Origin of the sequence: Verrucosispora sp. WMMA2044 (genome assembly GCF_027497155.1) — a bacterium.
Lineage (GTDB): Bacteria > Actinomycetota > Actinomycetes > Mycobacteriales > Micromonosporaceae > Micromonospora > Micromonospora palythoicola.
The window spans coordinates 3,861,944-3,881,402 of the sequence record NZ_CP114913.1 but is presented as its reverse complement, the minus strand read 5'-3'; the positions used below and the strand labels follow the sequence as shown (position 1 = coordinate 3,881,402).

23 protein-coding genes are annotated in these 19,459 nt (G+C 71.1%); 10 read left to right on the top strand and 13 right to left on the bottom strand.

What is annotated here, in order from left to right:
* Positions 1 to 9: 9 nt before the first annotated feature.
* A complete protein-coding gene (sigB, locus tag O3597_RS17615) occupies positions 10 to 1,020 on the bottom strand; it encodes an RNA polymerase sigma factor SigB (protein WP_269739252.1) in 1,011 nt (336 codons plus the stop codon).
* 255 nt (positions 1,021 to 1,275) lie between these two features.
* Here sigB and O3597_RS17610 point away from each other — a divergent pair, with 255 nt between their 5' ends.
* Entirely contained in the window at positions 1,276 to 2,064 is a 789-nt protein-coding gene (locus O3597_RS17610) for a sporulation protein (protein ID WP_281601800.1), read from the top strand.
* A 23-nt stretch (positions 2,065 to 2,087) separates the two neighbouring features.
* On the opposite strand, the gene O3597_RS17605 is transcribed toward O3597_RS17610, so the two are convergent.
* From O3597_RS17605 to O3597_RS17585, 5 genes are all read right to left on the bottom strand, one after another.
* Positions 2,088 to 2,528: an SRPBCC domain-containing protein gene (locus O3597_RS17605; RefSeq protein WP_208020812.1), complete on the bottom strand. Its 441-nt coding sequence runs from the start codon at positions 2,526 to 2,528 to the stop codon at positions 2,088 to 2,090.
* 89 nt (positions 2,529 to 2,617) lie between these two features.
* Positions 2,618 to 2,956, bottom strand: coding sequence for a metalloregulator ArsR/SmtB family transcription factor (locus O3597_RS17600; RefSeq protein WP_164445589.1), 339 nt, complete (start codon positions 2,954 to 2,956; stop codon positions 2,618 to 2,620).
* Positions 2,953 to 3,411: an SRPBCC family protein gene (locus O3597_RS17595; protein ID WP_164445977.1), complete on the bottom strand. Its 459-nt coding sequence runs from the start codon at positions 3,409 to 3,411 to the stop codon at positions 2,953 to 2,955. Before O3597_RS17595 ends, O3597_RS17600 begins: the two co-directional genes overlap by 4 nt.
* Before the next feature lie 77 nt (positions 3,412 to 3,488).
* Positions 3,489 to 3,911, bottom strand: a complete 423-nt coding sequence (gene dtd, locus O3597_RS17590) for a D-aminoacyl-tRNA deacylase (RefSeq protein WP_281601799.1) — start codon at positions 3,909 to 3,911, stop codon at positions 3,489 to 3,491.
* 52 nt (positions 3,912 to 3,963) lie between these two features.
* The gene (locus tag O3597_RS17585; protein WP_281604572.1) at positions 3,964 to 5,448 is read right to left on the bottom strand and encodes a methyltransferase; all 1,485 of its coding nucleotides are present in this window, start codon (positions 5,446 to 5,448) and stop codon (positions 3,964 to 3,966) included.
* A gap of 178 nt (positions 5,449 to 5,626) precedes the next feature.
* Between O3597_RS17585 and O3597_RS17580 the strand changes: the two genes are divergently transcribed.
* From O3597_RS17580 to O3597_RS17570, 3 genes are all read left to right on the top strand, one after another.
* On the top strand, positions 5,627 to 6,847 hold the full coding sequence (locus O3597_RS17580; protein ID WP_164445587.1) for a S8 family peptidase: 1,221 nt from the start codon (positions 5,627 to 5,629) through the stop codon (positions 6,845 to 6,847).
* Positions 6,848 to 6,980: 133 nt separating this feature from the next.
* Positions 6,981 to 7,562, top strand: coding sequence for an HhH-GPD-type base excision DNA repair protein (locus O3597_RS17575; protein WP_281601798.1), 582 nt, complete (start codon positions 6,981 to 6,983; stop codon positions 7,560 to 7,562).
* Positions 7,563 to 7,596: 34 nt separating this feature from the next.
* The gene (locus O3597_RS17570; RefSeq protein WP_281601797.1) at positions 7,597 to 8,823 is read left to right on the top strand and encodes a low temperature requirement protein A; all 1,227 of its coding nucleotides are present in this window, start codon (positions 7,597 to 7,599) and stop codon (positions 8,821 to 8,823) included.
* A 64-nt stretch (positions 8,824 to 8,887) separates the two neighbouring features.
* On the opposite strand, the gene O3597_RS17565 is transcribed toward O3597_RS17570, so the two are convergent.
* Both O3597_RS17565 and O3597_RS17560 read right to left on the bottom strand, forming a co-directional pair.
* On the bottom strand, positions 8,888 to 9,199 hold the full coding sequence (locus O3597_RS17565) for a hypothetical protein (RefSeq protein WP_164445584.1): 312 nt from the start codon (positions 9,197 to 9,199) through the stop codon (positions 8,888 to 8,890).
* A gap of 2 nt (positions 9,200 to 9,201) precedes the next feature.
* Complete coding sequence (locus tag O3597_RS17560) at positions 9,202 to 9,501, bottom strand: hypothetical protein (protein ID WP_232511440.1); 300 nt, start codon at positions 9,499 to 9,501, stop codon at positions 9,202 to 9,204.
* Between the two features lie 110 nt (positions 9,502 to 9,611).
* On the opposite strand from O3597_RS17560, the gene O3597_RS17555 reads away from it, so the two are divergent.
* A complete protein-coding gene (locus O3597_RS17555) occupies positions 9,612 to 9,974 on the top strand; it encodes a DUF3099 domain-containing protein (protein WP_164445582.1) in 363 nt (120 codons plus the stop codon).
* A 15-nt stretch (positions 9,975 to 9,989) separates the two neighbouring features.
* Here the strand turns inward: O3597_RS17555 and O3597_RS17550 are convergent, their stop codons facing one another.
* Both O3597_RS17550 and O3597_RS17545 read right to left on the bottom strand, forming a co-directional pair.
* A complete protein-coding gene (locus tag O3597_RS17550) occupies positions 9,990 to 10,904 on the bottom strand; it encodes a PfkB family carbohydrate kinase (protein ID WP_164445581.1) in 915 nt (304 codons plus the stop codon).
* 5 nt (positions 10,905 to 10,909) lie between these two features.
* Positions 10,910 to 11,845: a pseudouridine-5'-phosphate glycosidase gene (locus O3597_RS17545; RefSeq protein WP_348650291.1), complete on the bottom strand. Its 936-nt coding sequence runs from the start codon at positions 11,843 to 11,845 to the stop codon at positions 10,910 to 10,912.
* An 88-nt stretch (positions 11,846 to 11,933) separates the two neighbouring features.
* Between O3597_RS17545 and O3597_RS17540 the strand changes: the two genes are divergently transcribed.
* The 3 genes from O3597_RS17540 to O3597_RS17530 all read left to right on the top strand — a co-directional run bounded on the left by O3597_RS17540 (position 11,934) and on the right by O3597_RS17530 (position 14,769).
* Positions 11,934 to 12,152, top strand: a complete 219-nt coding sequence (locus O3597_RS17540) for a DUF3039 domain-containing protein (RefSeq protein ID WP_164445579.1) — start codon at positions 11,934 to 11,936, stop codon at positions 12,150 to 12,152.
* A 39-nt stretch (positions 12,153 to 12,191) separates the two neighbouring features.
* Positions 12,192 to 12,845 carry a trimeric intracellular cation channel family protein gene (locus tag O3597_RS17535; RefSeq protein ID WP_164445578.1) on the top strand — a complete coding sequence of 218 codons (654 nt, stop codon included), beginning with the start codon at positions 12,192 to 12,194 and terminating at the stop codon, positions 12,843 to 12,845.
* Positions 12,846 to 13,038: 193 nt separating this feature from the next.
* Complete coding sequence (locus tag O3597_RS17530; RefSeq protein WP_281601796.1) at positions 13,039 to 14,769, top strand: DEAD/DEAH box helicase; 1,731 nt, start codon at positions 13,039 to 13,041, stop codon at positions 14,767 to 14,769.
* A gap of 190 nt (positions 14,770 to 14,959) precedes the next feature.
* On the opposite strand, the gene O3597_RS17525 is transcribed toward O3597_RS17530, so the two are convergent.
* Positions 14,960 to 15,193 (bottom strand): hypothetical protein, encoded by a 234-nt coding sequence (locus tag O3597_RS17525; protein WP_093410327.1) that lies wholly within the window; start codon positions 15,191 to 15,193, stop codon positions 14,960 to 14,962.
* Positions 15,194 to 15,437: 244 nt separating this feature from the next.
* Positions 15,438 to 17,039, bottom strand: coding sequence for an RNA polymerase sigma factor (locus O3597_RS17520; protein WP_164445576.1), 1,602 nt, complete (start codon positions 17,037 to 17,039; stop codon positions 15,438 to 15,440).
* Between the two features lie 287 nt (positions 17,040 to 17,326).
* On the opposite strand from O3597_RS17520, the gene O3597_RS17515 reads away from it, so the two are divergent.
* Positions 17,327 to 18,148: an inositol monophosphatase family protein gene (locus O3597_RS17515; protein WP_164445575.1), complete on the top strand. Its 822-nt coding sequence runs from the start codon at positions 17,327 to 17,329 to the stop codon at positions 18,146 to 18,148.
* A 41-nt stretch (positions 18,149 to 18,189) separates the two neighbouring features.
* Here the strand turns inward: O3597_RS17515 and O3597_RS17510 are convergent, their stop codons facing one another.
* Positions 18,190 to 18,705, bottom strand: coding sequence for a LytR C-terminal domain-containing protein (locus O3597_RS17510; protein ID WP_216592635.1), 516 nt, complete (start codon positions 18,703 to 18,705; stop codon positions 18,190 to 18,192).
* A gap of 429 nt (positions 18,706 to 19,134) precedes the next feature.
* Here O3597_RS17510 and O3597_RS17505 point away from each other — a divergent pair, with 429 nt between their 5' ends.
* Complete coding sequence (locus tag O3597_RS17505; RefSeq protein ID WP_007075406.1) at positions 19,135 to 19,431, top strand: DUF4193 domain-containing protein; 297 nt, start codon at positions 19,135 to 19,137, stop codon at positions 19,429 to 19,431.
* The last annotated feature ends 28 nt before the right edge of the window (positions 19,432 to 19,459 follow it).

Sequence of the window (19,459 nt, the reverse complement as noted above, 5' to 3'; positions counted from 1 at the left end):
ACGCTCAGCTCAGCAGGCGTACGCCTCGAGCCGCTGCGCCCGCTCCGGTGCCCGCAGCTTGAGCAGCGTCACCTTCTCGATCTGCCGGATCCGTTCCCGGGAGAGGCCGAACTCGCGGCCGACCTCGTCCAGGGTGCGCTGCCGGCCGTCGTCGAGGCCGAACCGCAACCGGATCACGGCCTGCTCGCGCTGCGAGAGCGTGGCCAGCACGATGCTCACCTCGTTGCGCAGTTCGCCCTGGGTGGCGGCGTCCCCCGGTCCGGCGGCGGGGTCGACGGCGGCGACGAAGTCACCGAGGGCGCTCTCACCGTCCTCGCCGACAGCCTGGTCCAGACTCACCGGCTCCCGGTCATAGGAGATCAGCTCGATCACCTGGAACTCCGGCACGTCGAGCGCGCGGGCCACCTCGGCGACCGTGGGCTCCCGACCCAGCGACACCGCCAGCTCCCGACGGGCGCGAACCATCCGGTTCACCTGCTCGACCATGTGGACCGGGATGCGGATGGTGCGGGCCTGGTCGGCCATGGCGCGGGTGATGGCCTGTCGGATCCACCAGGTGGCGTAGGTGGAGAACTTGTAGCCCTTGGTGTAGTCGAACTTCTCCACCGCGCGGATCAGGCCGAGGTTGCCTTCCTGGATGAGGTCGAGGAAGGCCATGCCCCGACCGGTGTACCGCTTGGCGATGCTGACCACCAGCCGCAGGTTCGCCTCCAGCAGGTGGTTCTTGGCCGCCCGGCCCTGCCGCGCGACGAGTTCCAGGTCGGCACGCAGCTCCTCGGAGACCGGGGTGCAGGTGCTCAGCTTCTCCTCGGCGAACAGGCCGGCCTCGATCCGCTTCGCCAGGTCCACCTCCTGTACGGCGGTGAGCAGCTTGGTCCGACCGATTCCGTTGAGGTATGCCCGGACCAGGTCGGTGGAGACGCCGCGCTCGTCGGTGGCGTCCAGGTCGGTCAGGGTGTCGACGCCGTGCTCCGCCTCGGTGCCGGCGTGCGTCCGGTGCTCCGTCATCTGCTGGGCCATCTCAGTCTCTCCCCGTGTCCACGTCCGTGCCGTGTCCCGCCGGCCAGTCGCGCCGGTGACAAACAGCTTGGCGGTCGGGGCGTAAAACGGGAGTGAGGCGATCGGGGAACCGACAGTCTCTGAGTCGGCACTCGGCGACACGGCGGTTCGGCGGTTCGGCCGACCGGGCTTGTCGGCGCCGGTTACCGTGCCAGCGGTCGGCCGTCGGGCCGGCGTACCGGCCCGGATGCGGGCGATCGAGCGACGGAGGCAATCGTGGTGTTCAAACGGCTCATGCAGGCGATGGGAGTCGGTGGTCCGTCGGTGGAGACGGTGCTGTCGAATCCGAACTGCCGGCCGGGCGGCCACCTGGAGGGCAGCATCGCGGTCACCGGCGGCGACCACGGGGTCGACGTGTCCTATGTGGCCCTGGGGCTGCTCACCCGGGTGGAGGTGGAGAGCGGGGACAACGAGTACACCACCAACCAGGAGTTCCAGCGCCAGCAGGTCACCGGCCCGTTCCGGCTGGAGGCGGGGCAGCGATACGACGTCCCGTTCCGGTTCGAGGTGCCGTGGGAGACCCCGCTCACCGAGCTGTACGGGCAGCACCTGCACGGCATGACGATGGGTCTGCGTACCGAACTGGAGGTGGCCCGCGCGGTCGACAAGGGTGATGTGGACGCGGTGGCGGTGCACCCGCTGCCGGCCCAGGAGCGACTGCTGGAAGCGCTGCTACGGCTCGGTTTCCGGTTCTCCCGTGCCGACGTGGAACGCGGGCACATCTACGGCGTACACCAGACGTTGCCGTTCTACCAGGAGATCGAGTTCTACCCACCGCCGCAGTACGCGGGCGCGATGAAGCAGCTGGAGGTCACCTTCGTCACCGATCCTCGGCAGGTGCAGGTGGTGTTGGAGCTGGACAAGCGGGGCGGACTGTTCACCGAGGGCCGCGACGTCTTCGGTCGCTTCGCCGTCGAGCACGCCTCGGCGGCCAACACCGACCTTGCCGCCCAGCTCGACGGCTGGCTGCGTCAGTCGCTGCAACGCCGCGGCCTCTTCGGCTGAACTCCGCGAACCCGCGCCGTACCTCAGTGCCAGTTGCTGATCTGCACGTCGTGCGGCGCGGGCTCGCCCTTACCGGTCTCGACCAGCCGCTTGAGACTCATCAGGTAGATCGCCCACTTGGTGCTGCAGTGGTACATGAACTCCACCGGCTCGCGCCAACCCTCGTGCCGGAACAGCACGATCGTGAAGTCGCCCTCCCGCTTCAGCTCGAAGCGGACCCGGGTGCCGATCCACTCCTCGGGACCGTCGACGACCTCCCAGAGCACCAGCTCGGCCGGCCGAGTCTCCAGGACCTTCATGTCGAAGCCGCCGGGGATGAAGCGGAACCGGAGCACCCCGCCGACGTCGCCGTCGCCGCCCGTGTCCTCGGTCCACCAGTTCGCGAGCCCGTCGACGGTGGTCAGGGCCGTGTAGACGTCCTCGGCAGCCGACGTGACGCCGACCCGGTGCAGGATGTCCAGCATCTCGATACCTCGTTTCTGGGTGATGACGCCCATCCATGGGCAGGATGGATCGCGCCGCCACGGACGTGGCGGCGATCGGGTGGGTGGATTCAGCTCTGCTGGCCGCGCTGGATCGCCTCGGCGATCCGCTTGATCCGTCGCAACCGCGCGTCCCAGGTAGCGCCGACCGATGACAGTTGCGCGACCGCACGGGCGAGTTGTGTCTCGTCGACCTCGTAGCGGCGTTCGCGGCCGGACGGCGTGCCGTGGACCAGCCCGACCCGGCCGAGTACGCCGAGGTGTTTGGCGACCGCCTGCCGGGTGACCGGCAGCTGCTCGCTCAGCGTGGTCGCCGTGCCGCCGCCGTCGGTCAGCAGCAGGTCGAGCATCCGCCGCCGGGTCGGATCCCCGACGGCGGACCAGAGGTCGTCGTCGACGCCGACGCTCATCGAGCCGACACCAGGCGCGCCACGTAATCGACGAGGCGGGGCAGGAAGTGGTCCCAGCCGGTGACGTGGTCGCGGTAGTGCTCCTCGAGCACGGCCGCCTGCCAGCCCCGCTCCCGGAACCCGGTCTCGGTGAGTCGCAGCAGCGTCCCGGCGCCCGACGGGACCAGGTCGAAGGTCACCAGGAGCGAGTTGGTCGGCGTCGCGACGGCGAGATCGTCGTACACCCACCGGAACGAGAAGCGCCGGGGCGGGTCGGCCGCCACCACGGTCAGTGGCACGACCTGGGTGTTCGGCGTGTCGCCGAAGGTGATCGTCCCGGTCGCGCCGGGGACCGGTTCGAGGTCCGCGTCGTCCGGCCACCATTGCCGCAGGTGTTCGGGCGCGGTGACGACTTCGTAGACCACTTCGGGCGTGGCGTCGATGTGGATCTCGCGTTCGATGCTGCCGTACTCCATCCGCTCCTCCATACCTGCAACCTGTGGTTGCGTATGACTCTAGGGGGCGCCGGTGGAACGTGCAACAAAAAGTTGCGCTACAGGTCGAGGAGGATGGTGCGGGGGCCGACGTTGACGCTCTCCACCAGCATGTGCGCGCGGAAGCGGCCGGTCTCGACCGTCGCACCACGCTCGCGCAGCGCCCGGATCGTCTCCTCGACGAGCGGTTCCGCCACCTCGGCCGGGGCGGCCGCGGTCCAGCTCGGGCGGCGGCCCTTGCGGGCGTCGCCGTAGAGGGTGAACTGGCTGACCACGAGGATCGGCGCGCCGATCTCCGCCGCCGACCGCTCGTCGTCCAGGATGCGCAGCTCGTGCACCTTGCGGGCCATCGTCCGAGCGATCTCGGCCGTGTCGCTGTGGGTGACTCCGAGCAGCACCAGTAACCCGTCGTCGACCGCGCCGACCACCTCGCCGTCGACGGTCACGCTGGCCCGGCCGACGGTCTGCACCACGGCCCGCATCAGGCGACCACCGGCGCGCGACCGCTTGCCGAGCGTGCAGGCATCGGGCGGCTCACGGCTGCACCGGCGCGATGAAGCCGCGCTCCACCAGGTGCGCCACGATCGGCCCGGCCGCCTCGGCCAGTTCGTCGACGGCCACGTCGTGGGCGACGGCGAGCAGCGCGAGCTGGTCACGCAGCGGCAACCGCCCGTCGGCCCCGCCCACCAGGGCCAGCACCAGTGGGTCGATCTCCTCGGTCCAGCGCAGTCCGTCGGGCAGGGCGAGGACCTGCCGGTCCACCCCCCAACCGTCGGTGCCCATCGTCGCCTCCTGGCGCAGTTGGAGCCCGTCGGCGGCGCGATACCGCGCGGTCAGCAGCCCGTCGGTCTCGCGTCCGTGCAGCCAGTCCTGCCGGTCGAACCAGTCGGCGATCCGGTCGCCCATCGGTGGCTGTACCCGCTGGCGCAGGTCCTCCACCCGCAGCACCGGGTCGTCGCGGTCGCCGCGACGCAGCGAGACGATGCCGAAGCCGATCGCCTCCACCTTGTGCGCGTCGAACCAGTCGAGCCAGTCGGCCATCCGCTGCGGGTCGGTGGCCTCCCCGACATCGGTCAGCCACAGGTTCACGTACGCCATCGGGTCGGCGACCTCGCGCTGGATGACCCAGGCGTCCAGGCCGGTACCGGCGAACCAGCCGGCGACCCGCTCGCCCCAGTCCTCGCCGGTCACGTGCACCCAGTTGGCGAGGTACTGCATGGTGCCGCCCTCGGTGAGCAGGCCGGGGGCGGCGGCGGCCAGCTCCGCGCCGATGGCGTCGCCGACCCGGCCGGAGTCGCGGTAGACGTGGGTGGTGGTGCCCGGCCCGACCACGAACGGCGGGTTGCTCACCACGAGGTCGAACCGCCGGCCGGCGACCGGGGCCACCAGGTCACCGTGCAGCAACTCCCATTCCTGACCGTTGAGGGCGGCGGTGGTGGCGGCGAAGCGCAGCGCCCGCCGGGACACGTCGGTGGCGGTGACCCGCCGGGCGTGGGTGCCCAGGTGCAGTGCCTGCACGCCCGAGCCGGTACCCAGGTCCAGCGCGCTGTCCACCGGCCGTCGGACGGCTGCCCCGATCATCGTCTGGGTCGCGCCGCCGATGCCGAGCACGTGTTCGGCGTGCAGCGGGCGGCCCGGGCGGGCGCTGGCCGGCACGTCCGCGAGGACCCACCAGTCGTCGCCGTACGGCTCCAGGTCCAGTCCCATCCGCAGCCCGTCGCCGTGCCGTTCGACGATCCCGGCGTCGAGCGCGTCGGTGAGCGGCAGCGGCGCCAGCGCGGCCGCCACCGCCGCCTCCGGTTCGGTCTGCTCGCAGATGAACACCCGGATCAGGGTGGCCAGGGGATCCCGGTCGGCGGTGGCGCGCAGCGCGGCCCGGAAGTCGTTGCGGGCGACCCCGCCGGTCGCCTGCGGGCCGAGCCGCGCGGCGATGCCGTTCGCGGTGAAGCCCGCCCGGGTCAGCGCGGTCCGCAGCGCTTCGATGCCGGCGGGGGAGAGCAGCATGTCATGTCCGTGCACACCGTCATCCTGCCTGGTGGCGTCGGGTCCGGAGAGCACCGCCCGTGACATCCGAAGTTAAATCTACCGACATCTATGTCATATCTGTCGATCTAACGCTAGCATTCCCTCCAACTCAGTCCAGGGTGCGGACCGCCCGGCCAGAAGCCCGGTCGGCCGCCCAGGTAAGGGAGGCACGATGTCCTCAGGGTCCACCGCGCGACGGCAGCTCATCCGGGCGCTCGCCGTCGTCGCCACCGCGGCGGCCGTCTCGGCGGCCGGCACCACCGCGGCGGTCGCCGCGCCCACCGGCGAGATCCGTGGCGCCGGTGCGTCGAACGCGGTCAGCGGCAGCTACCTGGTCGTCCTGCGCACCGACGCCGTCGGTGCCGCCGGTTCGTCGACGGCTCGCTCCGCCGTTCCGGATCGGGCCAGCGCCCTGGTCAAGCGGTACGGGGGCAGTGTCTCCGACACCTACAGCGCCGCGCTCACCGGTTTCGCGGCGAAGATGACCGCCGCCCAGGCGGCCCGGCTCGCCGCCAACCCGGCGGTTGCCTACGTGGAGCAGGACCAGGTGGTCACGATCCAGGCGACCCAGACCAACGCGACCTGGGGTCTGGACCGCATCGACCAGCGCAACCGGCCGCTGAGCACCACCTACACCTACCCGAACACCGCCTCGAACGTGCGGGCGTACATCATCGACACCGGAATCCGGACCTCCCACAGCCAGTTCGGCGGCCGGGCCACCTGGGGCACCAACACCGTGGACAGCAACAACACCGACTGCAACGGCCACGGCACCCACGTCGCCGGCACGGTCGGCGGTTCGACCCACGGTGTGGCCAAGGGGGTCCGCCTGGTCGCGGTGAAGGTGCTCAACTGCTCCGGCGGCGGCACCACCACCAGCGTGGTCAACGGGGTGAACTGGGTGACCGCCAACGCGGTGAAGCCGGCCGTGGCGAACATGAGCCTGGGTGGCGGCGCCAGCACCTCCATCGACAACGCGGTGCGCAACTCGATCGCCTCCGGCGTCAGCTACGCGGTCGCGGCGGGCAACTCGAACGCCAACGCCTGCAACTACTCGCCGGCCCGGACCTCGACCGCGATCACCGTCGGCTCGACCACCAGCACCGACGCCCGGTCCTCCTTCTCCAACTACGGCTCCTGCGTGCACATCTTCGCGCCGGGTTCGAGCATCACGTCGGCCTGGCACACCAGCAACAGCGCCACCAACACCATCAGCGGCACCTCGATGGCCTCGCCGCACGTGGCCGGTGCCGCCGCGCTCGTGCTCGGCGCCAACCCGTCCTACTCGCCGGCCCAGGTCAAGAGCTACCTGGTCAACAACGCCACCACGGGCGTGGTGACCAGCCCGGGCAGCGGCTCGCCGAACCGCCTGCTGTTCGTGGTCAACTGACCCTCACCGGCACAACCGGCCCGGCGGACGGTGCGAAACCGATCCGCCGGGCCACGTCACGTCGTGCCCCGACCGGTCGGTCCGAGGTGGGTGTCGGCGCCCGTCCCGACCGGCGTACGGGCAGGATGAGGGCATGACGCTCGCGCTGCCCATCGACCCGCAGGCGAACCAGCTGCTGGCCCGCGACCCGCTGGCCCTGCTCGTCGGCATGGTGCTCGACCAGCAGGTCTCGATGGAGAAGGCCTTCTCCTCGCCGTACGTGCTGGCCCAGCGGCTCGGCCACGACCTGGACGCCCGGGAGCTGGCCGACTTCGATCCGGAGGCCCTGGTGGCCATCTTCGCCCAGCCACCCGCGCTGCACCGCTTTCCCAAGGCGATGGCGGCCCGGGTACAGCAGGTGTGCCGGGTGCTGGTCGAGCGCTACGACGGCGATGCGGCCCGGCTCTGGGCGGACCCGGCCGACGGCCGCGAGCTGCTCGGGCGGATCACCGCCCTGCCCGGATTCGGTCGGCAGAAGGCCCAGATCTTCCTCGCCCTGCTCGGCAAGCGGTTCGGGGTGCGACCGCCGGGCTGGCGGGAGGCTGCGGGTCACTACGGCGATCCCGAGGCCCACCGGTCCGTCGCCGATGTGACCGATGCCGAGTCACTGCGCCTGGTTCGGGAGTACAAACAGCAGATGAAGGCGGCGGCGAAGGTGAACGCACTCGGCGACTGACCGGGCCGCCTCCGACGACGGCGGGGGGCGGTCGATGGCGCAGCGGGGCGGCGCGCTGCTGCGTGGTGGGCACGGCATGTCGCGGGCCACCTTCCTGGAACTCTTCCTCGACCTGGCCTTCGTCTTCGCCTTCACCCGGGTCTCGGTCCGCTTCATCGACGAGGTCGAGCACGGGCTGACCGTGTTGGGCTTCCTGGAGACCCTGATCCTCTTCCTCGCCCTGTGGCACGTCTGGACATTGATCAACTGGGTCACCAGCCGGTACGAGCCGGACGCCCTGACGATCCAGCTCGTCGTGGTCGGGACGATGTTCGGCAGCCTGGTGATGGCCGTCACCGTGCCCCGGGGGTTCGAGGAGCGGGCGTTGCCGTTCGTGGTGGCCTACCTGGTGACGGTGATCGCGCGACCGTTGATCATCGCCGCCGTGCTGGGTCGACATCCACGCCGTACCGTGCCGTGGCGGCTGGCCGCCTGGGCGGCGCTGTCCGGCGCGTTCTGGCTGGCCGGCGCGCTCGGGCACGCCGACCTGCGATTCGGGCTGTGGGCGCTGGCCATCACCATCGACCTGACCGGATACCTGCTGGGCTGGCCGGTGCCCGGGCTGGGGCGGGCGCCGGTCTCGGCCTGGCGGATCGCCGGGGAGCACATCGCGGAGCGCTACCAGCAGATCTTCCTCATCGCGCTGGGCGAGACGATCCTGGTCATCGGGATCACCTACAGCGGCGAGGGGTTCGGCCGGCTCGCGGCGGCGGCCTTCACGGTCGCCTTCCTCACCACCGCGCTGCTCTGGCGGATCTACTTCCATCGGGCCGGTCACCTGCTCGTCGAGGCGCTGCGGCTGGCCCGGTCGCCCGGTCGGCTCGGTGCCTCCGCTTCCACCACGCACCTGGTCATGGTGCTCGGCGTGCTGCTCACCGGGGTGGGCTACGAGTTGGTCATCGTGAAACCGTTCGACCGGGTCGAGCCGGCCTGGCTGGTCTTCATCGTCGGCGGGCCGGTCCTGTTCCTGTTGGGGCGGACCCGTTTCGAGTACGAGATCTTCGCCCGGGTCTCCCGCCGACGGGTGCTGATGACGCTCGTGCTGGTCGGGTCCGCTCCGCTGCTCCTGCTCGGCACGCCGATGCTGGCGCTGTCCGTGGTTGCCGGTGGGCTGGCCGTGGTGGCCGTCGTGGACGGGTTGCGGGCTCGTGATCAGCCGATGGAGTCGTCGGCCTCCCCGCTGGACCGCCCGGATCCGGGTGATGCCAACTTCCCGACCTGACGTGCGCGCCACGGCCCCGCCGCGTGGGCCCGGCGCGGGTCGCCGGGCACGGCTGACGATTCCGTCAGGCGGCGCTCGGATGGGCCAGCGAGGCGATGGCCCGCCGGACGTCGGCCAGCGAGACGGTCGCCGAGTCGTCCAGGTCGGCCAGGCCCGCCTCGATCCACTGCCGCATCAGCGTCGTCACGCCGATGCCCCGGGCGTCGGCGGCGGCCCGGACCCGTTCGTACGTCTCCAGCGGCAGCCGGACCGACCGGCTGATCATCGGAGTCTCGGTGTCGGGGGTGGGCAGTCCCACCGCCTGGCTCTCGTCGATCAGATCGGCGATCCGGTCGCCGCCGCCGTGGAACTGCTTGATCGCGTCGTGACGGTTCATCGTCACCGCCTCCTCGTCTCCGGAGAATTCCGCACGGCCTCGTCGTAGCGTTTTGCCTCGACGTCGCTCAACTCGCGGGCGGAGAGGACGTCCCAGTCGTTGTCGGCGCCGTCGGTCTCGGCCAGCAGCACGGCCACCCGGCGTCCGCGGGCGGTGGGGGCGTAGACCACCATCACGTCGTCGCCGAGGTGGCGGATCACCCGCCGGCCGCTGTGCAGCGCCTCCCAGACTTCCCCCGGCGTGACGTCGTAGACCCGCAGATTGGCCAGCGCCTCGTCAGTGAAGCTGAACCTGCTGCCCACGCGGCGAGCGTACCACGGGCGTAACACGAATTTCGGGGGCGACGATCCTCGTCGCTCGCCCGCTCCGAGTGACAGGATGGAGTGCGACCCCTCCAGAGGAGGTACCACGGGTGAAGCGCCAGGCGTACCAGCCGATTCTCATCACCGACGCCGCCCGCAGCCAGGATGATCAACTGACCAGCCGGCAGCGGCGTTACGTCGTGATGATGGGTGTCCGCGTCGCCTGTGTGATCGTCGGCGCGATCCTGGTCGGGGTGCGGGCACCACTGCTCTGGCTCTGGCTGCCGCTGGTCGCGCTGGGCATGGTGCTCATCCCGTGGCTCGCGGTACTGCTGGCCAACGACCGGCCGCCCAAGGAGCGCCACCGCCTCGCCAACCGCTTCTCGTCGCGGTCGGCCACCGAGGCGGCGCCGCCCCCGATGAGCCTCGCCGCCGAGGAGCGGCCGCACAAGGTGATCGACGCCGAGCCCTGACCCGCCCGGCGTGGCTCAACGAACGGGTCGGGCCCCGACCTGCGCCACCGCCGCGGCACCGAGATCGACCGCCCGGGCCAGGGCGGCGTCGGGTGCCGCCCCGGCCAGCCAGGCACGCAGCAGGCCCGCCGCGAAGGCGTCACCCGCCCCGGTCACGTCCCGCACCGTCACCCGATGCGCCGCCGAGGTGACGATCGTCGCGTCCCGGTCGACCCAGACGGCACCGGCCCCGCCGCGTTTGACCACCACCCGACGGGCCACGGAGAGCAGTGCCCTGCCCTGTGCCGCCGGCTCCAGCCCACCCGCCAGCACGGTGGCCTCGTCGACGTTGACCAGCAGCAGGTCGACCTCGCGTACCCAGTTCAGGAAGGCCGCCGGCCCGACCGCCCGCAGCGGTGCCGCGGAGGCCGCGTCGACGCTCGTGGTCAGGCCGCGTTCGCGGGCGCCGGCCAGCGCCCGCAGGCCGGCCGGTCGGGACTCCGCGTCCAACAGGGTGTACCCGGACAGGTACAGGTGGGTGGCATCCGGCGCACCGGACAGCGCCGCGGCCACGTGGTCGGGACGCAGCCGTACGTTCGCCCCACGCTCGGTGACCATGGTGCGTTCGCCGCCGGCGGTCAGCACGATCACCGTGCCGGTGGTGGTACCGGCGATCCGTTCCACGGCGCAGTCGACTCCGGCGGCGGTCAGCTCCGCCACCCGGTCACGCCCGGCGCCGTCGTCGCCGACCGCGCCCACCAGGGTCACCGGTACCCCCTGGGCGGCCAGCCAGGACGCGGTGTTGGCCGCCTGCCCGCCGCCGGTGGACCTGATCGCCGCCGGGGTGTCGGAGCCGGACGCCAACGGTCCGGAGAGCACCGCCACCACGTCCGTGACCACGTCGCCGACGACCAGGACCCGGCCGGTACCGCCGCTGTCGTTCTCGGTCACCCCGGTCACGCCGACGCGTCGACCCGGCGCTGGGCGGCGGCGACCGCGATCCGGGCGGCCAGATCGGCGTTGCGCAGGATGATCCGGACGTTCACCGCCAGGCTGGCGCCCTGCGTCGCGGAGTGGAAGTGGGCAAGCAGGTACGGCGTGACGGCCTTGCCGGTCACCCCGTCGCGCTCCAGCCGGGCGAGACCCTCGGTGAGGGTACGGTCGTGCAGGTCCGGGTCGAGCTGCTCGTCGGTGGGCAGCGGGTTGGCGACGATCAGCCCGCCATGGTGTGCCCGGTGCTGCTCGCGGGCGGCCAGCACGTCGGCGACCCGTTCCGGGAAGTCGACCGACCAGTCCAGGTCGAAGCCGCCGTCGGTGATGAAGAAGCCCGGAAACCGGCGGGTCCGGTAGCCGACCACGGCCACCCCGAGGGTCTCCAGCCGCTCCAGGGTCGCGCCCACGTCGAGGATCGACTTCACCCCGGCGCAGACCACCGCGATCGGCGTACGTGCCAGGGTGACCAGGTCGGCGGACTCGTCGAAGGTCTGCGCCGCCTCGCGGTGCACCCCGCCCAGCCCGCCGGTGGCGAACACGCCGATGCCCGCCGCGGCCGCCACGGCACTTGTCGCGGCCACCGTGGTGGCACCGTCAGCGCCGGATGCGGCCGCCACCGCGAGGTCGCGTACGGAGAGCTTGGTCACCCCGTCGGCGGTGGCCAGCCGGGTCAGTTCGGCGTCGTCGAGCCCGACCACGAGTTCGCCGGCGACCATGCCGATGGTGGCCGGCACCGCGCCGGCGTCCCGGACGGCCTGTTCGATCTGCCGGGCCACCCGGAGGTTGTCCGGCCGGGGCAGGCCGTGCGAGACGATGGTGCTCTCCAGAGCGACCACGGGCCCCTGCTCGCGCAGTGCCCGGGCCACCTCGGTGCCGTAGCGAAGATGAAAGTCGGTCACAATCGCTCACCGTACGCTCGCCATCCGGGTCACCTCAGGTGGACCGGGTGCGGGTGACCTGCCAGACTTGTCGGTTGGAGGTGCAGACGTGACTACACAGATCCTCGAACGTCCCGAGCTGAAGGACGCCGACACCGGTCCGGAGATGTTCCACTACGTCCGGAAAGAAAAGATCGCCGAGAGTGCCGTCATGGGCACCTTCGTCGTGGCGCTGTGCGGGGAGACGTTTCCGGTGACGAAGACGCCCAAACCGGGTTCACCGGTCTGCCCGAAGTGCAAGGAGATCTACGACTCGTACCGCGAGTGACGCCCTCGGTCCGCGCGGCGGCCCGCGTAACCTGCGGCGGTGACCACCTCCACCGCCCTTCTCCTGGCTGACCTGGCCGGAGTCGCGGTCTTCGCCGCCTCGGGCGCCTCCGCGGCGGTGGCCAAACGGCTCGACCTCTTCGGCGTGGTCTTCGTCGGCTTCGTCGCCGCCCTCGGCGGCGGGATCGTCCGGGACCTGGTCATCGACGAGGTTCCGCCGTTGGCCTTCGCCGACTGGCGTTACGCGGGTACCGCCGCCGTGACCGCCGCAGCGATCTTCTGGCTGCACCCACAGTTCGCCCGGCTGCGCACCACCGTCCTGGTGCTGGATGCGGCCGGGCTCGGCCTGTTCACCGTCGCCGGCACCCTCAAGGCCCTCGACGCCCGGGTCCCGGCGGTCGGTGCCTGCCTGATCGGCATGATCACCGCGATCGGTGGGGGACTCGTCCGCGACCTGCTCACCGGTGAGATTCCGGTGGTGTTGCGGCGGGAGATCTACGCGGTCGCGTCGCTCGTCGGCTCGATCGTGGTGGTGCTCCTCCACGGCCTCGGACACACCGGGCCGATCCCGCTCACCGTCGCCGTGGTGCTGGTCTTCGGCGTACGCCTGGTCGCCCTGCGTCGGCGCTGGTCGGCTCCGGTGGCGACGGTGCGACCACCACGCACCGGTCTGTCGGGGCCGCCGCCGGAGTGAGCCAGCAGTGGCGAACGGCACCTCGGTGACGGGTGTGGCGTCGCGTGGGCGGCCGGACGGCTGCTGGTTATGCTGTGTCGGCCTTCGCGGCTCGGCTGCGCGGAGGCATTTTCGTGGGGCGACCGCCGTGCCCCCCGGCCCGGGCCCGCCGGCCTGCGGCCGGGACATTCCGTGGCCGGAGAGGAGCGAACGCGTGGCAGTCCGGACGCCGGCGCTCGACACGTTCCCGTCCCTTCGCGCCTGGCAGCGCAAGGCTCTGGTGGAGTACCTGCGCCGTCGGGCTGAGGACTTCACCGCGGTCGCCACGCCGGGGGCCGGTAAGACCACCTTCGCCCTGCGGATCGCCGCCGAACTGCTCGCCGACGGCAGCGTCGAGGCGGTCACCGTGGTCGCGCCGACCGAACACCTGAAGACCCAGTGGGCGGAGGCGGCGGCCCGGGTGGGTATCCAACTCGACGCCGCCTTCCGCAACGCCGACCTGCACTCCTCGGCCGACTTCCACGGCGCCGTGGTCACCTACGCACAGGTCGGAATGGCGCCGCAGGTGCACCGGCGGCGCACCATGACCCGCCGGACCCTGGTCATCCTCGACGAGATCCACCACGCCGGTGACTCGCGTACCTGGGGGGACGGGGTGAAGGCGGCCTTCGAGCCGGCGGTACGCCGGCTGATGCTCACCGGTACGCCCTTCCGGTCCGACGACAACCCCATCCCGTTCGTCAGCTACGAGCGGGGCGGCGACGGCCTGCTGCGTTCCCGGGCCGACTCGGTCTACGGCTACAGCGACGCGCTGCGCGACGGCGTGGTACGGCCGGTGCTGTTCCTGGCGTACTCGGGTGAGACCCGATGGCGGACCAACGCCGGGGAGGAACTGGCGGCCCGGCTGGGCGAGCCGATGACGCAGGATCTCATCGCCCAGGCGTGGCGTACCGCCCTGGATCCGGCGGGTGACTGGATGCCGCAGGTGCTGCGGGCGGCCGACGCTCGGCTGACCGTGCTACGGGAGGCGGGCATGCCCGACGCGGGCGGCCTCGTCATCGCCAGCGACCAGCAGACGGCCCGCTCGTACGCCAGGCTCATCGAGCAGGTGACGGGGGAGCGGGCGGGCGTGGTGCTCTCCGACGACGCGGGTGCCTCGGCCCGGATCGCGACGTTCGCGGCGTCCGAGCAACGATGGCTGGTCGCGGTACGAATGGTGTCCGAAGGCGTCGACATCCCCCGGCTGGCCGTTGGTGTGTACGCGACAAGTGCCAGCACCCCGCTGTACTTCGCGCAGGCCATCGGGCGCTTCGTCCGGGCCCGGCGCCCCGGGGAGACCGCGTCGGTCTTCCTGCCCAGCGTGCCGCACCTGCTCGGGCTGGCCAGCGAGATGGAGGCCGAGCGGGACCACGTGCTCGGCAAGCCCAAGGACCGCGAGGGCTTCGACGACGAGCTGCTGGACCGGGCTCAGCGCGACGAGCAGGCCAGCGGTGAACTGGAGAAGCGTTTCGCCGCGCTGTCCGCCACGGCGGAACTGGATCAAGTGATCTTCGACGGGGCCTCGTTCGGTACGGCGGCCCAGGCCGGCACTCCCGAGGAGGAGGAGTACCTCGGCCTGCCCGGGTTGCTCACCTCGGAACAGGTGGCGTCACTGCTCGCCAAGCGACAGGCCGACCAGCTCGCTGCCCAGCGACGTCGAGCGACCGAGCAGAGGACGGAGTCCGCCGCGCCCGCGTCCGCTCCGCCGGCACCGATGAGTGCCGCCCAGCGCCGGGTGGCCCTGCGCCGTCAGCTCAACGCCCTGGTCGCGGCCCAGCACCACCGCACCGGCCAGCCCCACGGCAAGATCCACGCAGAGCTGCGCCGCATCTGCGGCGGCCCACCCAGCGCCCAGGCCACCATCGAGCAACTCGAAGAACGCATAGCCACCGTCCAAACCCTCTAACCCCACCCACCCCACCCGACCCCACCCACCGCCGCGTTGATCAAGAAGTTTGCGTCGTGAAACGCGCTGGCGGTGACGAAAACTTCTTGATCAACCGGGGTGGGTGGGGGGTGGGTGGGGGGTATGGGAAAGCCGGCCGGAGACATCCTGTGGATGTCTCCGGCCGGCTTTTGTCCGGTCTGCTGAGGCCTTAGTTGGCCATCAGGTCAGCGCCGCGCCAGGTGAACTCCGGGTCCGTCGCGTACCGCACGGTGATCTTGACGAGATCCTCGGCGTACTTGTTGGCGTGGTGCCCACAGAACACCAGCTCACTGCCACCCGCCAGGGTGATCCGGAGCTTGCCGGCGGCATTGCAGCGGTCGCACCGTTCATCGGCGGCCGGGGGGCTCACCGTCTCGGGCGGCGGCGTGAGGGTCGGGGTCATCGCCTTCCTCCTCTGGTCGTCACCGATGAACACTCTCTTCGGTCTTGGTCACCTATCGTGCAACACCCTTGTCGGGCCTCGCCTTCCCTGTGTGCCCGCGGGGGACCGAGGTCACACCTGGCACGGACAGTGTGCCGTGCACCCAGGGTGCCACGTCAACGATCACATTCGTGCAACCACCTGATCACCATCCGACGTTGTACGCCAGGTGGTCAAAACGGCACGATCAGTTGACGGATGCTGATCAGTCGAGGTAGTCCCGGAGCACCTGGGAACGCGAGGGATGCCGGAGCTTGGACATCGTCTTGGACTCGATCTGCCGGATCCGTTCGCGGGTGACTCCGTAGACCTGACCGATCTCGTCCAAGGTGCGCGGTTGGCCGTCGGTCAGCCCGAACCGCAGACGCACCACACCCGCCTCACGCTCGGACAACGTCTGCAGCACCTGCTGGAGCTGGTCCTGAAGCAGGGAGAACGAGACCGCGTCGACGGCGACCACCGCCTCCGAGTCCTCGATGAAGTCACCGAGCTGGCTGTCGCCCTCGTCACCGATGGTCTGGTCGAGCGAGATGGGCTCCCGGGCGTACTGCTGGATCTCCAGCACCTTCTCCGGTGTGATGTCCATCTCCTTGGCCAACTCCTCCGGCGTGGGCTCCCGGCCCAGATCCTGGAGCAGCTCGCGCTGTATCCGGCCCAGCTTGTTGATCACCTCGACCATGTGGACCGGGATGCGGATGGTGCGGGCCTGGTCGGCCATGGCGCGGGTGATGGCCTGTCGGATCCACCAGGTGGCGTAGGTGGAGAACTTGTAGCCCTTGGTGTAGTCGAACTTCTCGACCGCGCGGATCAGGCCGAGGTTGCCTTCCTGGATGAGGTCGAGGAACGCCATCCCCCGGCCCGTGTACCGCTTGGCCAGCGAGACGACCAGGCGGAGGTTCGCCTCGAGCAGGTGGTTCTTGGCCCGCTCGCCGTCCCGGGAGATCCACAGCAGGTCGCGCTGCATGTCCCGGACGAGCTTCTCCTCGCCCTCGTCGGCGGCCCGCAGCCGCTCGGCGGCGTAGAGCCCGGCCTCGATCCGCTTGGCCAGCTCCACCTCCTGCTCGGCGTTGAGCAGCGGAACCTTACCGATCTGCTTGAGGTACGCCCGGACCGAGTCCGCCGAGGCGGTCAGCTCGGCGTCGCGACGCGCCTGCTTGAGCGCCTCGGACTCCTCGTCGTCCCACTCGAAGTCGTTGTCGGTGGCGGAGTTCGCCGCGTCGGCCGCGGCGGCCTGGGCCAGCTCCGCCGGCTCCTCGACCACCACGTCCTCGATCTCCGCGGCGAGTTCCTCGGGATTGACCTCGCCCTCGGCGGCCTCGCCCTCGGCGGCGTTGGCCGGCTTCGCCGCGCCCGCCGCAGCGGCCACGGTGGCCTTGGTGGCCCGGGTGGACTTCTTGGCCGGCGCGGCGGCCTTGGCGGCCACCTCGGCGGTGGTGCCGGCAGCCTTGCGCGAGGTCGCCTTGCGCGGTGCCGGCGCCGGTGCCTCCTCGGCCGAGGGCGCCTGCTTCGGGGCGGGCGCGGCGGCCTTCTTGGTGGTCTTGGCGGTGGTGGCCCGGGACGCGGGGGTGGCGGACCGGGCGGCGGCGACCCGGCGGCGGGTGCTGGCCGAGCCGTCGACCACGACGGTCACCCCGGCCTCGGAGAGCGCCCGCAGGATCTTCTTGGCCTGGGCCGGAGTCACCTCGGCGGACTCGACGGTGCGCGCGAGCTGGGCCGACGTGAGCTGGCCGCCAGCGCTCTGCGCGTGGGCGATCAAGGTGTCGGTGAGCGAGCGAACGTCGGCGCCGGTCTGGCGGGGTTCTGTCACGAATGACCTTCCGGAGGCGAAGAGCGAGCACGGCCGGGTTCGTCCAACGCAGCGTAGGGCACCGCGCCGGGCGATGTGGTTGAGGAACCCCCGTGTCCCGGGCCGGCCGGCTGTCGGGCGGTCCGTGGCGCGTGGGCAGGGGTGAATTGTAACGCCGTCTGCGGCGATCATCCTGCGCCGCACGGCTGATCGGCGGTCGGGACCGCCGATTCGGTGCGCTTTTGGACTTTGTAAGGATGATACCCGCGCGGAAGCCGGATACCTGGCCGTGCGGGGAGGGAACGGATATGGAGCGCGCGGCGCCACCGCCACCGCAACTGCTGGAGATCGCGATCGAGGTGGCCCGGGGCGCGGCGGCCACCGCGTACCGGATGCGTACCGAGGGAGTCTCGGTCGCGGCGACCAAGAGCACCGTCACGGACGTGGTGACCGCGGCTGACCGGGCCGTGGAGCGGCAGATCACCGCCGAGCTGCGCCGGCTACGGCCGGACGACGCCGTGTTGGGCGAGGAGTACGGTGCCGCGGCCAGTGGCGAGGGCCCGGGTGCCCGGGTGCGGTGGATCGTCGACCCGATCGACGGCACCGTCAACTACCTGTACGGCCTGACGCACTGCGCGGTGTCCATCGCCGCGGAGCTGGACGGCGAGGTGGTGGCGGGTGTGGTGCGCAACATCCACACCGGCGAGGAGTGGACCGCGACCGTCGGCGGGGGTGCCTGGCGGGCGGGTCGGCGACTGCACTGCTCCACCGAGACCGATCTCGGTCAGGCGCTGGTGATCACCGGCTTCGGCTATGACGCCGCCCGCCGGGTTCACCAGGCCCGGGTACTGACCGAGCTGATTTCGCACGTGCGCGACATCCGCCGTCTCGGCGCCGCCGCCGTCGATCTCTGCCTGGTCGCCGAGGGGCGGGCCGACGCCTACTACGAGAAGGGTCTGGCCGCCTGGGACCAGGCCGCCGGGGCGCTGGTGGCCACCGAGGCCGGTCTGCGGGTCGGCGGGCTCAAGGGGGCGGCCCCCGGGCCGGAGATGGTCGTCGCCGCCCCGCCGGCGCTGTTCGACGCGTTGCACGACCGCCTGGCCGCCCTGGACGCCTCCGGCGGCCCCTGAGGCCGTGTGGTGCCCGTCGGGCCCGCTGGACGACCCGGTGGTCAGCCCTCGACCGACATCGGGCAGGAACCGGGCGGGGCTACCGGGGCACCCAGGTCGCCCAGCGACTGGTTGACCTCGGTGATGGTGGCCAACTGCTGGAAGTTGCCGCCCAGGACCACGTCGACGACGTCGTTCTCGCGCTTGGGGTCGTACTCCAGCTCGGCGTCGCCGAGGAAGTACGCCCGCAGCAGGTGCGCCGAGCCGACTCCCTTGGGCCCGTAGCGCAGCACCGCCACGTCGTCGATCTTCTTCTTCTGGGTGGCTTCCTTCTGCACCTGGAAGTCGCGGTTGCGGAAGTCACCCGCGACGTCGGCGGCCAAACCGGGACGGTCCGTGCCGTTCAGCACGTTGATCTTGACGTCCTTGTGGTCGCGTAGGGTGACGTCGGCGCGCGGCCAGTCGTCCGGACAACCCTCACCGGCGCCGGCGTTGCTCTGGGTGTCCCTGACCAGGGCGACGACCACGAAGACCAGGGCGACCACCGCCAGTAAACCGACGACAACGAGTGCTCGCACTCGCGCAAAGCTCATCAGGTCACTCCCGGGCAGTGGTGGGTGGCGGCGGCCGACGATCGGGCCGTTCCGTCGGTCGTCGGGTACGCCGCTGAGGTTAACGGGTGTCCGACCGTCGCGTGGAAACAGTCCGACATGCCGGCGCGCCACCGGAGAACGGGGTAGTACTACCCCTATCTTCGTGTCGCCTGAGTCACATTGGGAACAACTTCCCGTGCAGGGGCGTACATCTCAGCCACGAGGGCGGTATACATGCCTCGCCCAAAGGGGGGGTAGGGTTCCGCGCTCGCCGGGGAGATCCTCTGGCGGTCTGGTCCGAGCGGTCGTCGGGTCAGGTGGCCGACACTAGCGGTGGCCGGCCAGCGGAACCGAAACAGCGTCGTCCGGCGTTACAACCGGAAGCGACAACATCGAAATGGGAGAGTGAAACCGATGGCCACCGACTACGACGCTCCGCGCCGAGACGAGGTCGACCTCGGCGAGGACAGCCTGGAAGAGCTCAAGGCCCGGCGCGTCGACTCGCAGTCGGGCGCCGTGGACGTCGACGAGGCCGAAGTGGCTGAGAGCTTCGAGCTGCCCGGCGCCGACCTTGCCGACGAGGAACTGACGGTCAAGGTGCTACCGATGCAGCAGGACGAGTTCCGCTGCGCCCGTTGCTTCCTGGTGCACCACCGCAGCCAGCTCGCGGTCGAACGCAACGGCGAGCTGATCTGCCGAGAGTGCGTCTGACCGCAGGGCGACGACCACGACCATGGCG

Coding starts and splice junctions, on each gene's coding strand:
- O3597_RS17505 (WP_007075406.1), top strand. CDS start 19,135: ATGGCCACCGACTACGACGCTCCGCGCCGAGACGAGGTCGACCTCGGC.
- O3597_RS17575 (WP_281601798.1), top strand. CDS start 6,981: ATGACGCTCGCGCTGCCCATCGACCCGCAGGCGAACCAGCTGCTGGCC.
- O3597_RS17565 (WP_164445584.1), bottom strand. CDS start 9,199: ATGAACCGTCACGACGCGATCAAGCAGTTCCACGGCGGCGGCGACCGG.
- O3597_RS17605 (WP_208020812.1), bottom strand. CDS start 2,528: ATGCTGGACATCCTGCACCGGGTCGGCGTCACGTCGGCTGCCGAGGAC.
- O3597_RS17525 (WP_093410327.1), bottom strand. CDS start 15,193: ATGACCCCGACCCTCACGCCGCCGCCCGAGACGGTGAGCCCCCCGGCC.
- O3597_RS17600 (WP_164445589.1), bottom strand. CDS start 2,956: ATGAGCGTCGGCGTCGACGACGACCTCTGGTCCGCCGTCGGGGATCCG.
- O3597_RS17580 (WP_164445587.1), top strand. CDS start 5,627: ATGTCCTCAGGGTCCACCGCGCGACGGCAGCTCATCCGGGCGCTCGCC.
- dtd (WP_281601799.1), bottom strand. CDS start 3,911: ATGCGGGCCGTGGTGCAGACCGTCGGCCGGGCCAGCGTGACCGTCGAC.
- O3597_RS17515 (WP_164445575.1), top strand. CDS start 17,327: ATGGAGCGCGCGGCGCCACCGCCACCGCAACTGCTGGAGATCGCGATC.
- O3597_RS17570 (WP_281601797.1), top strand. CDS start 7,597: ATGGCGCAGCGGGGCGGCGCGCTGCTGCGTGGTGGGCACGGCATGTCG.
- O3597_RS17595 (WP_164445977.1), bottom strand. CDS start 3,411: ATGGAGTACGGCAGCATCGAACGCGAGATCCACATCGACGCCACGCCC.
- sigB (WP_269739252.1), bottom strand. CDS start 1,020: ATGGCCCAGCAGATGACGGAGCACCGGACGCACGCCGGCACCGAGGCG.